Below are 13512 nucleotides of genomic sequence, written 5' to 3' on the forward strand. Positions count from 1 at the left end.
CGTAGCACCTCAACCAACCGAACCGCCGGATGCGGACCCGCACGTCCGGTGGTGTGGGAGGGGACCGGCAGCAGAAAACTGCCGGCCCCTATCCCGATTTGGAGTCCGGGAGTCGTGGAGTGCGTTGCCAGGCAGGCCGAACGCTCCCTTCTACGTGTCGTGCCGGCGCCAGCACTCGGGATGGATCGGTAGTAGGATTTTCAGCGCGCCGAGCCTGCGGAGGAGCCGATGGGAGCCAGCGAGCGTGTGACGGTGACCCTGCCTGCCGAACTGGTCGAACGGATCGACAGGGTCGAGCGTAGCCGCACCCGTTTCATTACGGAGGCCGTTGAGCAGGAGCTCGCTCGCAGGAGTCGCGAGGCGCTTCTGCGCTCCCTGGACAATCCGCATCTCGAGACGGCCTCGGTGGCCGAGGCGGGCTTCGGACAGTGGGCGCACGGGCTCCGCGCTGGGGACGAAGGCCTCATCGAGGCCAGGGGCGGCCGGGCCGTTCGCTGGGTCGAAGGCAGGGGTTGGAGCGAGGACCCGGGTGAGGATTGAACGGGGAACCGTGGTCTAGGTTCTCATCAACCCAACCGTCGGACACGAGCAGCGCGGCCTGCGACGCTGCGATGCGGTGAGCAGCCCGGACGTGAACGGGAGCGAGTGGCCTCACGCAGAATTCGTACGCGCTCCTTGGTGGGCGATGAGGGGAAATCACGTCGCCTGCCGACTGTTCCGACCCGGTACGCCACCGGAGGATGGATGCTGCTGATCCGCAACGCGCACGAGCTGATGGAGGCGTTCCGCCCGCTCGATCTGCGCCTCTTCGAGCTCCCCGACGAGGCCACCTATCCGCTACTGGTGCGCGACTACCGCGCCTGGCTGGAGACCGGTGGCGCGCGCATCTACCTCGTCTACGAGGACCCGGACACGCACAAGCCCCGCGGCCTGATCTTCCGCCGCCCGAACGCCCGCGGTGCCGGCGGCGTCAGCCACATGTGCAACTGGTGCCACTCGTACGGCGGCCCCGACGAGATCGGCCTCCTCCTCGCCGAGGAGAGCGCCAGGCGCCGGGTCGGCGTGGTGGTCTGCCGCGATCTCGGCTGCCGTGAGCGCGTCGAGGAGGCCGGGGACCTCGCCGGCAGGGACACCGCGGAGGCAAAGCGCCGCGTGGTGGAGCGCATGGCCCGCTTCGCGAACGAGGCCCTGGGGCTCGACACGGCCCACGCCGGTTGATCCGTGGCCGGGGGCCGCGTCCTCGTCGCCGAACGAGGTGGCGACGAATCGAGCCCGCCAGATCCTCCTCGGTCGTCCGCCCCGCAGCCAGGGCTATGAACGCAGGCGCATTTCTCAGCGCTGCGTACGGCGCCTCACTTCGCCCCGGGCCAGAAGGCCATCACGATGTCGAAGACGATGAGGAGCACGATGGCCGCCTCGAGGAGCGTATTGCGACGCATGTCGATCTCACCCTTGAGCAGGGCGTAGACCTGGGCCACCAGCGTCTGCTTGCGGCCGACGCTCTCCTGCCATGACGGCAGCCGGAACCTGCGCACCGCCGCCCGGTAGACCCGCGCCAGGTAGAAGTCGCCGATCACCTTGAGCGAATTCTCCACCCGCTCGGTGAACTCGGTCACCTCGAGGAGCTGCCGCATCACCTTGCGCGCCAGCGCGCCGTAGGGACTCCAGAAGAGCGCCCACCACCTGCCGCCCGCCTCCTCGACCTCGTCGTAGATTCCGTTGAGCTCCACGTCGAGGAGGTCGTCGTAGTAGCGGAGCTCCAGGAGCTGCGAGGTGGCGAATTCGAGGATGTCGGGGATGTCGCGGCTCCCCGAGGGCTCGAGGACGAAGGCGCTGTTCCAATCGATGACCGCGAGGTCGTCGTCGAAATAGCTGTAGGCGTGCTTGAGCACGTCGCCGCGCTCCTCGCTGGCGAGGCGCTTGGGGCTGGTCTCGCCGAGCAGCAGCTTCCCCAGCCCCGGGGTAGCCAGCACCTCCCGCGCGCTGGGGCTGCCCTCCAGCTCCTCGACGAAGATCACCGTATAGGTCTCGACCCCGGGCCAGGCGTGGGTCCCCTCGATGGTGGAGCGCAGCCGGTCGAGGAGCGGATCGAGCTCCAGGCGCGCGTGCTGCTCGAGCACCGGCGTGTCGTAGAGCTCGTCGCAGAGGGGCAGCATCTCGGAGAGTCTGGTGCCCGGCGGGATCGGCACCTCGAAGAGGACCGAGATCGCCGCGAAGTCGAAGAAGCGCGCAGCGACGTCGCACTCGATGGTGCGGGCGACCTTCGGCAGCGCCAGGCTCCGCTTTCCCAGCCCCACGTCGAGGGGCGGGGAGGTGAAGGCCAGCGACTCGGCTCCCTCGCGGGAGAGCTTCGCGCGCTTCTTGCCGGGCGTCTCGATCAGCGTCTGCTCGGCGCGATCGAGGTCGATCTGATCGCCCACGTCGAAGATGCGATAGCAGAGGATGCGGCCCCGGAGGACCGTCGGGCTTCCGTCGCTCACGTCGGAAGAGATAGCCCCGAACGGCGAAGGCGGCCGGAACTTTCGTCCGGGCCGCCTCCGAGAACCGTCTGATATTGGGGCTTTACGGCAGGTTCAGGCCTCGAGGACGCGCAGGCTGCGCTTCTCTTCGTCCTTGGGGAACTGCACCCGGTAGTTGCCGGTGAAGCAGGCGTCGCAGTAGCCCTCGCCGCGGCTTCCCACCGCATCGTGGAGACCACCGGTGCTCAGGTAGCCCAGCGAATCCGCGGTCACGTACTTGGTGATCTCGTCGGTCGAGTGCGAGGAGGCGATGAGCTCCTGCCGGGTCGGCGTGTCGATGCCGTAGTAGCAGGGCCACGCGGTGGGCGGACTGGAGATGCGCAGGTGCACCTCCTTCGCGCCGGCGTTCCGGAGCATCTTCACGATCTTCCGGGAGGTCGTGCCGCGGACGATCGAGTCGTCGATCACCACCACCCGCTTGCCCTTGAGTTCGTTGCCCAGCGCGTTGAGCTTCAGCTTCACGCCGAAGTGGCGGATCGACTGCGAGGGCTCGATGAAGGTGCGGCCCACGTAGTGGCTGCGCACGAGGCCCATGCCGAAGGGGATGCCGCTCGCGGCGGCGTAGCCGATCGCCGCGGGCACGCCGGAGTCGGGCACCGGGATGACCAGGTCCGCCTCCACCGGATGCTCCGTGGCGAGCTGGGCGCCGAGCCGGGTGCGGGTGGCGTAGACGCTCTGGCCGAAGAGGACCGAGTCGGGGCGGGCGAAGTAGACGTGCTCGAAGATGCAGCGGGCTGCGGCCACCTGCTCGAAGGGCCGCAAGGACTGCAGGCCCTCCTTCGATATCACCACCATCTCGCCCGGCTCGATCTCGCGGATGTACTCCGCCTCGATGAGGTCGAGGGCGCAGGTCTCGCTGGCGAGCACGAAGGCGTTCTTCAACTTGCCGAGGATGAGCGGGCGGAAGCCGTGGGGATCCCGCACGCCGATGAGCTGCTCGTCGCTCATGAAGAGGAGCGAGTAGGCGCCGTCCACCTCGCGCAACGCCGCGGAGATCCGCTCGTGGAGCACGGCCTCGGGGCGGCGGGCCACCAGGTGGAGGACCACCTCGGTGTCCGACGAGGAGAAGAAGATCGCGCCCTGCTCCTCGAGGAGGCGGCGCTTCGAGTCCGCGTTCACGAGGTTGCCGTTGTGGGCGATCGCCAGGGGGCAGGTGCTCGTCTGCACCGCGAAGGGCTGGGCGTTCTTGATCCCGCCGCCACCTGCGGTGGAGTAGCGCACGTGGCCGATCGCCGCCTCGCCCGGAAGACGCTCGAGGACCTTCGCCCCGAAGATGTCACCGACGAGGCCGAGATCCTTGTGCATGTGGAGGGAGACACCGTCGTTGGAGACGATGCCGGCACCCTCCTGCCCGCGGTGCTGCAGGGCGTGCAGGCCGAGGTAGGTGAGGTTCGCCGCTTCGGGCGCACCCCAGATACCGAAAACGCCGCATTCTTCCTTGAGCTTGTCGAACATGCGCAATCCAGAACACGATGGGTGGCGGCAAATTTCGCCCGACTGCGAGCGCGCGAATTTGGCGGGGCCCCGGTCCCGCGTCTGGCCGACCGGGGCGGGCCCGTGATACGCCCAACCGGCACCGCAGCGCCAGCCTTTCGTCACCCCGTGAACGCCCTCCTTTCTCTCCGTAACCCAGCCCGCCTGGTCGTCCTCTTCCTCCTCGGCCTGGTGGCCGCGGCGGCTGGGCTCGATCTGCGCGCGGGGCGGCAGGAGGCGCCGCCGCGGCTGGTGGCCAGCGCCGGTGGCAGGGGCGCGTTGCTCGCCGGGGCGGGCAGGGCGCCGATCGCCCTGCCGCCGGAGGTCGTCCTCGCCGGCTACCAGGCCTTCGGCCGCTCGCCGAAGGAACCGTCCACGCCCCTCTACGCCCGCTCGCTCCTCCTCGAGGCCGGCGGCGTGCGCACCGCGGTGGTGCTGGTGGAGCTGCTCACCCTGCCCGAGCCCCTCGCCCACGCGGTGCAGGAGCGGGCCGCTGCGGAAGGGGCCGCCTGCGCCCTGGTGGTGGCGAGCCACACCCACTCCGGCCCGGGCGGCTACGACCAGGCGTTCCTGCCCCAGCTCGTTCTCGGTCGCTACGACCCGGCGGTGGAGCGGGCGATCCTCGAGGCGGTGGAAGCCTCCCTGGTGGCAGCCCGGGCGGAGCTCGCCCCGGCGACGCTCGCCACCGGCGAGGCCCTCGGCGCCGGGCTCGCCTCCAACCGCGATCACAAGGGCGAGGCGGTGGATCAGCGGATCACCCGGGTGGCGCTGCAGCGCCCCGACGGCAAGATGGTGGCGACGCTGGCCCGCTTCTCGGCGCACCCGACCCTCAATCCCCGCAAGGTGGGGCCCGCCGGCGACTGGCCCGGCTTCACCATGGAGCGGCTCGAGGAGCAGGGCGGGGTGGCCTTCGTGCTCCCCGGCGCCGTGGGCGACGCCCGCCCGACCCGCGCCGCCTCGCCGGGCAAGGGCGCGATCCGGGCGCTCCTCTTCGGCGAGACGATCGCCGAGCGGGTGGGGGCGATCCCCCTCGTGGCGCAGGAGGGACCGGTGGCGCTCGCCTGCGCCGAGGTGGAATTCGACCTGCCCCCTGCGGACGTGGCGGGCATGGTGCCGGAGGGATTGGGGCGGCTCGCCTCGAACCTCGCGGCGCCGACGGCGCCGCGGACCGCCCGGGCGATGGCCTTCCAGCTCGGCGACCTCGCGCTGGTCGGCGTGCCGGCGGAGCCGCTGGGCGCGACCGCGCCGCTCTTCGAGCGGGCTGCGGCGGCGCGGGGCCTGCGGGGCAGGGTGGTCGGGGTCGCGCAGGGCTACACGAGCTATTGCGTGAGCGAGCGGGAGATGGAGCGCCGCACCACCTCGGCCCACAACGCCTGGTTCGGCGAGGCGCTCACGCCGCGGGTGGTCCGGGCGGCTGAGGCCGCCACCGCGGCGCTGCCGGTGCCGGTCGCCAGGGACGCGACCCAGGCAGCGGCGCCCTGAAACGACGAGCGCCGCTCCGGCCCGGATGCCGGAGCGGCGCCCCCACTCACCGAAGGTGCGTGGCCCTACCCGCCCTCAACCTCGCGCGCCGCAGCACGCCGGCTCCACGACGCTGCCGTCGGGGCCGTAGCAGACGCCGTCCCTGCCGAGCATCGCGAGCTCACAGAGGTCGCCGCCACCGTCGTCGGGATAGACGCAGTAGAAGCCGCCCTCCGGGCAACCGATCGCGGTGCAGCTGGCGAACTCCACGCAGGCGCCGCCGCGGCCGCAATCCGCGTCGGTGTTGCAGGGCTCGCCGGGGGGCCGCGGCGGGTCGACGTCGACGCAGGTCGACCGGCAGTAGCAGGCACCGGCGCAATCCTCGTCGCGGCAATCGGTGTCGCACGCGCATTCCTGCACGCAGGCCTGCCCCTCGCCGCAGGCGGGATCACACGCCGCCGGCGCCGGGATGCAGACGCCGCCGTGGCTCGAGCCGGCGCAGTCGGTGGAGCCGTCCGCGTTGGTGGTGCAGTCGACCTCCCGGGTCTCGCAGATCATCCCGGGGCCGCAATCGGCATCGCTGGAGCAGGGCGGCGGGCCCGGCTGGTAGGGACGATCGAGGACGCAGTAGAGGAAGCCGCCCTCCACCGGCGTGGTCGGGCAGTCGCAGATGCACTCGACGCCATCGGGGCAGGGGCTGCAGACGCACTCGTCGTCACGGCCGTCGTCGTCACCGTGGTCGTCGCAATCGCACGGCGGGCAGTTGGGATCGTTCGGATCACACTCCGGGCAGGCGCAGCCCGGTTCGTCGTCGCCGTAGATGCCGAGGCAGCCGGAGGTGGCGTTGCAGCTCCGCTCGTCGAGACCGGTGCAGTGGTCCCCGGGAACCGGTTCGCGGCCCGGGTTGCACGCGCAGACCTCGCAGCCGTCGGGGCCGCGGGCGAAGCCGTATTCGCACCAGAGTTCGCAGGTCACCGGCTGGCATGCGGCGGGCGCCTCGTTGCAGGCGCAGGTCGGGCAGCCGTTCTCGTCGGGGACGTGGCCGTACTCGCACCAGACGTCGCAGAGCACGCCGGGGCACTCGTCGCCGCGGACCGGCTGCTCGGTGCCACCATTGGGCGGCACCCCGCCACCGTCACAGCTGCCGCCGTCGAAGCCGAAGAGGAGCAGCGCAGCCAGCGCCGTCCCGAAGAGCGCCAGGCGTGGGTTGTTCAAACGATCCATGTATCTCATCCCTCCCTGGACCCGACCGGACTGCGGCCGGCGTCCGCTCCGTCGTGGAGCAAGGGCCCTGCCAGAAAAGGTGGCTGCGCAAGTGGGCGGAATCACAGGGGCGCAGCGGCACGGCCCCGGCTTTCCGCCACGAAAAACCGCGGGCGCCGCCGGATCACCGATGCGATCGCGCCGTCGCGGCGCCGCCAGCCGGTCCGATCGTCGTGTCGCTGGTCGACACCTGCCTTCCGCCCCCCGGACAGGCGCTGCGACATCGCTGCAAACCCCGCATTTTCCGGGGTTTGCGCCGTTTTCGGCCTCCCTCGGATCGGGCAAGGTTTCGCTTGACAACGAAGCGCCTCGCGACGATCTTGTGCGCCTTTTTTACCGGCCCCGACGACAGGTCAAGGTGTGTCCAAAATGGCGGCGCCGTTCACTGCAGACCAGCAGAAGCAGTTCGATGAGGGGATGGCGAAGTACCTCGCCCGCTTCCCCGAGGGCCGGAAGGCTGCGGCCATTCTTCCCGGTCTCCATCTCGTCCAGGATCTCGTCGGGTGGGTTCCGCCCGAGGCGATGATCCAGGTCGCCGAGAAGTGCCAGTCGACGCCCGAGCGCGTGCGCGAGGTGGCGACCTTCTACGTGATGTACTTCCTGCAGCCCAAGGGGAAGCACGTCATCGACGTCTGCACCAACATCTCGTGTTCCCTGCGTGGTGCCGAGCCCCTCATCGAGCATCTGGAGCAGAAGCTCGACGTGCACATGGGCGACACCACGAAGGACGGCATGTTCACCCTGCGCGAGTTCGAATGCCTCGGCGCCTGCGGTAACGCCCCGGTGCTCCAGGTGGACTCGCGCTTCCACATGAACATGACCCTCAAGAAGGCCGATCAGCTCATCGAGGACCTGCGCAAGCAGGCCCCGAAGAAGGCGTAAGACATGGCCGAGCGGCTCCTCACCAAGAATTGGTTCCAGCCCGACAGCCGGAGCCTCGCGTTCTACAAGCAGCACGGCGGCATGGAGAGCCTCAACAGGGTTCTCAAGATGGCGCCTGCCGACGTGACCGCCGAGGTCAAGAAGTCCAACCTCCGCGGTCGCGGTGGCGCGGGCTTCCCCACCGGCATGAAGTGGAGCTTCGTCCCCAACGTCGAGGGGCCGAAGTACCTCTGCATCAACGCCGACGAGTCGGAGCCCGGCACCTTCAAGGACCGGCTCATCATCGAGCAGGACCCGCACTCGCTGATGGAAGGCATCGCCATCGCGTCGTGGGCCCTCGGCGTCCACACCTGCTACATCTACATCCGCGGCGAGTACCTCGAGCAGGCGGAGATCCTCGAGAAGGCGATCGAGGAGTGCTACGCCGCCGGCATCTTCGGCAAGAGCGTGCTCGACTCGGGCTGGGCCCTGGACGTCTACGTCCACCGCGGCGCCGGCGCCTACATCTGCGGCGAGGAGACCGCGCTGCTCAACAGCCTCGAGGGCTGGAAGGGCTGGCCGCGCCTCAAGCCGCCGTTCCCCGCGGTGAAGGGCCTATTCGGCGCGCCCACCGTGGTGAACAACGTCGAGACGATCAACACCCTGCCCACCATCTTCCAGATGGGCGCCGACGCCTACGCGAAGCTCGGCACCGACAAGTCGGGCGGCACCAAGCTGATCAGCATCTCCGGCCACGTGGCGAAGCCCGGGGTCTACGAGATCCCGATGCAGACCAGCTTCCTCGACATCATCCACAAGCCCGAGTACGGCGGTGGCGTTCCCGGCGGCCGCAAGGTCAAGGCCGTGATCCCCGGCGGCTCCTCGGCGCCGGTGCTCGCAGCGAACGAACTCGACGTGTGGGCGGAGTTCGAGGCGCTCAAGGCCAAGGACAACATGGCCGGCTCCGGCGCCATCGTGGTGATGGACGAGTCGACGTGCATGGTCCGGGCGCTCTGGCGCATCTCGAAGTTCTACGCGGAAGAGAGCTGCGGCCAGTGCACGCCCTGCCGCGAAGGCACGCCGTGGATGGAGCGCATCCTCCGCAAGATCGAGGAAGGACAGGGCGAGCCCAAGGACCTGACCCTGCTCCTCTCCGTGGTGAACTCGATCGCGCCCTATCCGCCGATCGGTCTCGGCACCACCATCTGCGCCCTCGGCGACGCAGCGGCCCTGCCGGTCCACTCCTTCGTCCAGAAGTTCCGCGCCGAGTTCGAGCAGCACATCAACGAGCACCGCTGCCCGTTCCCGCACCCGTTCGGCATCCTCGCCGACGAAGGGGTCCGCGCATGACGCCGCTTCTCGCCGCAGCCGTCGCCGAAGGCGTGATCTTCTACCCGCTCGCGATCCTCACGCTGGCGGGCGCCTTCACGATGATCCTCTCCCGCAACCCGGTCTACGCGGCGATGAGCCTGGTGCTCACGTTCTTCGGGATCGCGGCCATCTACGTGCTGCTCTCGGCGGAGCTCCTCGCCGCGCTGCAGATCATCGTCTACGCCGGCGCCATCATGGTGCTCTTCCTCTTCGTGATCATGCTGCTGAACATCACCGAAGCGGAGATGGGCAAGCAGAGGATCACGGTGGGCGCGGTGGTCGGCGGAGCGGTCGCCCTCGTCTTCTGGATGCTCTCGTACACCGTGTTCGAGGGGCTTCCGAACCAGGAGATGCCGACGCAGCTCGCGGCGAACTTCGGCGAGGTGGTCGGCGTCGGGCGCATCCTCTTCACCCAGTTCATCCTCCCCTTCGAGGCGACGGGCATCCTCCTCCTCGTCGCCATCGTCGGCGCGGTGGTCGTCGCCAAGGCAAAGATCTGAGCATGAACACCGTACCGCTCGCTCACTATCTGGCGCTCGCCTCCGCGCTCTTCGCCATCGGCCTGGCCGCGGTCCTCATCCGGCGCAACGCCCTGCTGATCTTCATGGGCGTCGAGCTGATGCTCAACGCAGCCAACGTCACCTTCCTTGCCTTCGCCCGCAACCTGAACGACGCCGCGGGGCACTCGATCGCGTTCTTCGTGATTGCGGTGGCTGCAGCGGAAGCGGCAATTGGCCTGGCGATCCTGATCGCGGTCTTCCGGACGCGAAACACGATCAACGTCGACGAAGTCGACGCCCTCAAGTACTGACCCCGGACGACCGAGGGAGATTTCTCCGATGGATCCTACCCTGGGCTTGCAGAACGCCCTCCACTGGATCGTCCTGCTGCCACTGATCGGCGCGGCCATCAACGGCCTGCTCGGCAAGCGGCTGGGCCGGGCCAACGTTCATCTCATCGCGCTCGGCGTGATCTTCGGCGCGTTCGTCGTGTCGGCGCTCGCGCTCTATGAAGTCAGCTTCGGCGGCTCGCAGCGCATCGAAGAGCTGTGGTGGCATTGGTTCACCATCGGCGACATCCCCGTGGAGATGGCGTTCGCCGTCGACCGGCTCTCGGCCACGCTCATCTGCGTGGTCACCGGCGTCGGCTTCCTCATCCACCTCTTCTCCACCGAGTACATGAGCCACGACGAGGGGTATTGGCGCTACTTCGCCTACCTCAACCTCTTCGTGGGCATGATGTCGACGCTCGTCCTGGGCGCGAACCTCATCGTGATGTTCGTGGGCTGGGAAGGCGTGGGTCTCGCGTCGTACCTGCTCATCGGCTTCTGGTATACCGACGACACCAAGGCCTACGCCGGCCGCAAGGCCTTCGTGGTCAACCGCATCGGTGACTTCGGCTTCCTCCTCGGCGTCTTCACGCTCATCGGCCTCTTCGGCACGGTGGACTTCGTGGAGCTGCAGGCTGCCGCTGCCCGGGTGCTTCCCGGCGCAGTCCTCGGCGGCGGCCTGTGGAGCGGCTGGACCGTCGGCGCGGTGCTCACCGTCGCCTGCCTCCTCCTCTTCGTCGGCGCCACCGGCAAGAGCGCGCAGCTGCCGCTCTACGTCTGGCTGCCCGACGCGATGGCAGGTCCGACGCCGGTCTCGGCCCTGATCCACGCGGCGACGATGGTGACCGCCGGCGTCTACATGATCGCCCGGCTCTCGTTCCTCTACGTCTACACGCCGACCGCGATGACCGTGGTGGCGATCGTGGGCGCTCTCACCGCGATCTTCGCGGCGCTGATGGCCTACGCCCAGAACGACATCAAGAAGGTCCTCGCCTACTCGACGGTGTCGCAGCTCGGCTTCATGTTCATCGGCGTCGGCGTCGGTGCGTGGTGGGCGGCGATCTACCACCTGGTGACCCACGCCTTCTTCAAGGCCTGCCTCTTCCTCGGTGCCGGCTCTGTCATGCACGGCATGAACGACGAGACCGACATCCGGAAGTTCGGCGGCATCCGCCACGAGATGTGGCACACGTGGGCGACGTTCGGCATCTCGACCATCGCCATCACCGGCATCCTGCCGCTCTCGGGCTTCTTCTCGAAGGACGCCATCATCCACGCGGCGCACGTCAACCCGAACCCCTGGTATTCCTGGGTCCCGACGGCGCTCTACGTGGTGGCCCTCCTCGCCGCGCTCTCCACCGCCTTCTACATGTGGCGCATGTTCAACCTCACCTTCAACGGTGAGCGGCGCGGCATGATCCACCACCACGCCCACGAGTCCGGGCCGGCGATGACCGGTCCGCTCTGGGTGCTGGCAGGCCTCGCGGTCGGCGCTGCGGTGTGGGGCTTCCCGCTCCTCGGCGGCGCGCGCTTCGAGCGCTTCCTCGCCCCGGTCTTCGAGCCGGCGCGGCAGAACCTCGCGAAGACCTACACCCTCGCGGCGGAGCAGCTCGCCATCCAGGCACCGCCGCTCCCCGAGTCCCACGGCTTCGGCGAGATGCTCGGCGGCTACATCGTCGCGCTGATCGTCGCGTGGATCGGCTTCGGGATCGCCTGGTACCTCTACCTCGGGCCCGGCCGCGGCGCCCCCGCGAAGCTCGCCCAGGGCGCTCCCGGCCTCTACTCGGCCTTCGCCAACAAATTCTACGTCGACGAGTTCTACGACCTCGTCATTGTTCGCCCGCTCAAGGGGACCGCCCGCGTCCTCTACCAGGTGGTCGACTCCTTCGCCATCGACAAGGTGCTCGTCAACGGCACCGCGATGATCACCGGTTGGATCGCGCAGATCTTCCGCTACTTCCAGAACGGCGACGTCCAGCGTTACGCCGTGGTGATGGCGGTTTCTGCGGTTGCGATCCTCTGGGTCTTCCTCGGTTAGGAGCAGCTCGTGACCGGCGCTCTCGCGAACCTCCTCACGATCATCACCTTCCTGCCCCTGCTGGGCGGGTTGGTGGTGCTCGCCGTCCCCGACGGCAAGCTCGGCCGCAGCATCGCCTTCTGGTGCTCGGTCGTGGTCTTCCTGATCAGCCTGCTTCTGCTCGGGCAGTTCGACACCGCGTCGACCGCTGCCTTCCAGCTCGAGTCGAACATCCCCTGGGTCGAGTCCCTCGGGATCAGCTACCACATCGGCGTCGACGGCGTTTCGCTGCTGCTCGTCTTCCTCACCACGTTCCTGATGCCGATCGTCATCGCCTCCGCGAGCCAGACGATCACCTTCCGGCAGAAGGAGTTCGCGGTCGCGGCCCTGGTGCTCGAGACCGCCATGCTGGGCGCGCTCATCGCCCTCGACATGGTGCTCTTCTACGTCTTCTGGGAGCTGATGCTCGTCCCGATGTTCCTCATCGTGGGCATCTGGGGGTCCGAGAACCGCATCTACGCCGCGGTGAAGTTCTTCATCTATACGATGGTCGGATCGCTGCTGATGCTGATCGCGATCATCTACATGTACTGGCTCACCGGTGAGCAGGGTGGCACCCGCAGCTTCGACTACGCTGCGATGCTCGCCCTCCGGATGGCTCCCGAGGTGCAGATGTGGCTCTTCGCGGCGTTCGCCCTGGCGTTCGCGGTGAAGGTGCCGATGTTCCCGCTGCACACCTGGCTGCCCGACGCCCACGTGCAGGCACCGGCCCCCGGCTCGGTGGTGCTCGCAGGCGTCATGCTGAAGATGGGCACCTACGGCTTCTACCGGTTCGCCTTCCCGCTCTTCCCGCAGGCCACCTTCGAGTTCCGCTGGCTGATCGCGCTCCTCGCGGTGATCGGCATCGTCTACGGCTCGCTGATGTGCATGGCGCAGCGGGACATGAAGAAGCTGATCGCCTACTCCTCGGTGGCCCACCTCGGCTTCGTGATGCTGGGCCTCGTGGCCTTCACCACCGCAGGCGTCACCGGCGCGGTCTACCAGATGCTCAACCACGGCATCTCCACCGGCGCGCTCTTCCTCCTCGTCGGCATGATCTACGCGCGGCAGCACACCCGCCTGATCTCCGACTACGGCGGCATCGCCAAGGTGATCCCGGCCTTCGCCGCGGTGTGGCTCATCGTCACCCTGTCGTCGATCGGCCTCCCCGGCACCAACGGCTTCGTCGGCGAGTTCCTCATCCTCTCGGGGACGTTCTGGTCGAAGCTGCCGGGCGGTCCGTGGTGGGGCGCGGTTGCAGCCACCGGCGTCATCCTGGGCGCGGTCTACATGCTGTGGATGTACCAGCGCGTCTACCACGGCGAAGTGAAGCGCGAAGAGAACCGCCACATCCAGGACCTCACCGTCCGCGAGTGGCTGATCCTCGCGCCGCTCGTCGCCCTGATCTTCGTGATGGGCCTCTTCCCGTCGCCCTTCCTCGACCTGGCCCGCCCCTCGGTGGAGCGTTTCGTCGGCCTGATGGAGCGTACGTCTCCGCAGCTCGCCGGTGACCTGCCCGCCTCGGCGACGCCGGTGGTGGCGCAGCCGGTGCGCCTGCCGATGCGGCCCGGCCAGCAGCGCCTCGAGATCCTGCCGCGGGCCCGGCCGCTCCAGCCGGGAAACAACCTTCTCCCGCAGGGCGTCCGACCGGTCGTCCCCACGCAGCCGTAAAGCGAGCA

Annotated in this window: 12 protein-coding genes; 9 read left to right on the forward strand and 3 right to left on the reverse strand. The window is 68.7% G+C overall.

From position 1 onward, the window contains the following. Nucleotides 1–228: 228 nt before the first annotated feature. Together ACESMR_RS22985 and ACESMR_RS22990 are read left to right on the forward strand one after the other, a co-directional pair. Nucleotides 229–540, forward strand: coding sequence for a hypothetical protein (locus ACESMR_RS22985; RefSeq protein WP_373049478.1), 312 nt, complete (start codon nucleotides 229–231; stop codon nucleotides 538–540). 204 nt (nucleotides 541–744) lie between these two features. Next, on the forward strand, nucleotides 745–1218 hold the full coding sequence (locus tag ACESMR_RS22990; protein WP_373049479.1) for an FBP domain-containing protein: 474 nt from the start codon (nucleotides 745–747) through the stop codon (nucleotides 1216–1218). 134 nt (nucleotides 1219–1352) lie between these two features. Here ACESMR_RS22990 and ACESMR_RS22995 read toward each other — a convergent pair whose 3' ends face one another. Both ACESMR_RS22995 and purF read right to left on the reverse strand, forming a co-directional pair. Next, a complete protein-coding gene (locus ACESMR_RS22995; protein WP_373049480.1) occupies nucleotides 1353–2480 on the reverse strand; it encodes a hypothetical protein in 1128 nt (375 codons plus the stop codon). A gap of 93 nt (nucleotides 2481–2573) precedes the next feature. Next, entirely contained in the window at nucleotides 2574–3974 is a 1401-nt protein-coding gene (gene purF, locus ACESMR_RS23000; RefSeq protein ID WP_373049481.1) for an amidophosphoribosyltransferase, read from the reverse strand. A 147-nt stretch (nucleotides 3975–4121) separates the two neighbouring features. On the opposite strand from purF, the gene ACESMR_RS23005 reads away from it, so the two are divergent. Then, nucleotides 4122–5474, forward strand: a complete 1353-nt coding sequence (locus ACESMR_RS23005; RefSeq protein ID WP_373049482.1) for a neutral/alkaline non-lysosomal ceramidase N-terminal domain-containing protein — start codon at nucleotides 4122–4124, stop codon at nucleotides 5472–5474. A gap of 75 nt (nucleotides 5475–5549) precedes the next feature. On the opposite strand, the gene ACESMR_RS23010 is transcribed toward ACESMR_RS23005, so the two are convergent. Then, nucleotides 5550–6677 (reverse strand): hypothetical protein, encoded by a 1128-nt coding sequence (locus tag ACESMR_RS23010; protein WP_373049483.1) that lies wholly within the window; start codon nucleotides 6675–6677, stop codon nucleotides 5550–5552. A 456-nt stretch (nucleotides 6678–7133) separates the two neighbouring features. Here ACESMR_RS23010 and nuoE point away from each other — a divergent pair, with 456 nt between their 5' ends. The 6 genes from nuoE to ACESMR_RS23040 are packed head-to-tail and all read left to right on the forward strand — an operon-like array spanning nucleotide 7134 to nucleotide 13504. Beyond that, nucleotides 7134–7598, forward strand: a complete 465-nt coding sequence (gene nuoE, locus ACESMR_RS23015) for an NADH-quinone oxidoreductase subunit NuoE (protein ID WP_373049484.1) — start codon at nucleotides 7134–7136, stop codon at nucleotides 7596–7598. A gap of 3 nt (nucleotides 7599–7601) precedes the next feature. Beyond that, the gene (nuoF, locus tag ACESMR_RS23020) at nucleotides 7602–8927 is read left to right on the forward strand and encodes an NADH-quinone oxidoreductase subunit NuoF (RefSeq protein ID WP_373049485.1); all 1326 of its coding nucleotides are present in this window, start codon (nucleotides 7602–7604) and stop codon (nucleotides 8925–8927) included. Then, complete coding sequence (locus tag ACESMR_RS23025) at nucleotides 8924–9448, forward strand: NADH-quinone oxidoreductase subunit J (protein WP_373049486.1); 525 nt, start codon at nucleotides 8924–8926, stop codon at nucleotides 9446–9448. Before nuoF ends, ACESMR_RS23025 begins: the two co-directional genes overlap by 4 nt. A 2-nt stretch (nucleotides 9449–9450) precedes the next feature. Beyond that, nucleotides 9451–9759, forward strand: coding sequence for an NADH-quinone oxidoreductase subunit NuoK (nuoK, locus tag ACESMR_RS23030; RefSeq protein WP_373049487.1), 309 nt, complete (start codon nucleotides 9451–9453; stop codon nucleotides 9757–9759). 28 nt (nucleotides 9760–9787) lie between these two features. Beyond that, nucleotides 9788–11815 (forward strand): NADH-quinone oxidoreductase subunit L, encoded by a 2028-nt coding sequence (gene nuoL / locus ACESMR_RS23035; RefSeq protein WP_373049488.1) that lies wholly within the window; start codon nucleotides 9788–9790, stop codon nucleotides 11813–11815. Between the two features lie 9 nt (nucleotides 11816–11824). After that, nucleotides 11825–13504: an NADH-quinone oxidoreductase subunit M gene (locus ACESMR_RS23040; protein WP_373049489.1), complete on the forward strand. Its 1680-nt coding sequence runs from the start codon at nucleotides 11825–11827 to the stop codon at nucleotides 13502–13504. The last annotated feature ends 8 nt before the right edge of the window (nucleotides 13505–13512 follow it).

It is taken from the genome of Vulgatibacter sp. (assembly GCF_041687135.1).
GTDB lineage: Bacteria > Myxococcota > Myxococcia > Myxococcales > Vulgatibacteraceae > JAWLCN01.

Excerpts from the sequence above, each read along its gene's own strand:
- ACESMR_RS23010 (WP_373049483.1), bottom strand. The coding sequence starts at position 6,677 with ATGGATCGTTTGAACAACCCACGCCTGGCGCTCTTCGGGACGGCGCTG.
- nuoL (WP_373049488.1), top strand. The coding sequence starts at position 9,788 with ATGGATCCTACCCTGGGCTTGCAGAACGCCCTCCACTGGATCGTCCTG.
- nuoK (WP_373049487.1), top strand. The coding sequence starts at position 9,451 with ATGAACACCGTACCGCTCGCTCACTATCTGGCGCTCGCCTCCGCGCTC.
- ACESMR_RS22985 (WP_373049478.1), top strand. The coding sequence starts at position 229 with ATGGGAGCCAGCGAGCGTGTGACGGTGACCCTGCCTGCCGAACTGGTC.
- nuoF (WP_373049485.1), top strand. The coding sequence starts at position 7,602 with ATGGCCGAGCGGCTCCTCACCAAGAATTGGTTCCAGCCCGACAGCCGG.
- purF (WP_373049481.1), bottom strand. The coding sequence starts at position 3,974 with ATGTTCGACAAGCTCAAGGAAGAATGCGGCGTTTTCGGTATCTGGGGT.
- nuoE (WP_373049484.1), top strand. The coding sequence starts at position 7,134 with ATGGCGAAGTACCTCGCCCGCTTCCCCGAGGGCCGGAAGGCTGCGGCC.
- ACESMR_RS22990 (WP_373049479.1), top strand. The coding sequence starts at position 745 with ATGCTGCTGATCCGCAACGCGCACGAGCTGATGGAGGCGTTCCGCCCG.
- ACESMR_RS23025 (WP_373049486.1), top strand. The coding sequence starts at position 8,924 with ATGACGCCGCTTCTCGCCGCAGCCGTCGCCGAAGGCGTGATCTTCTAC.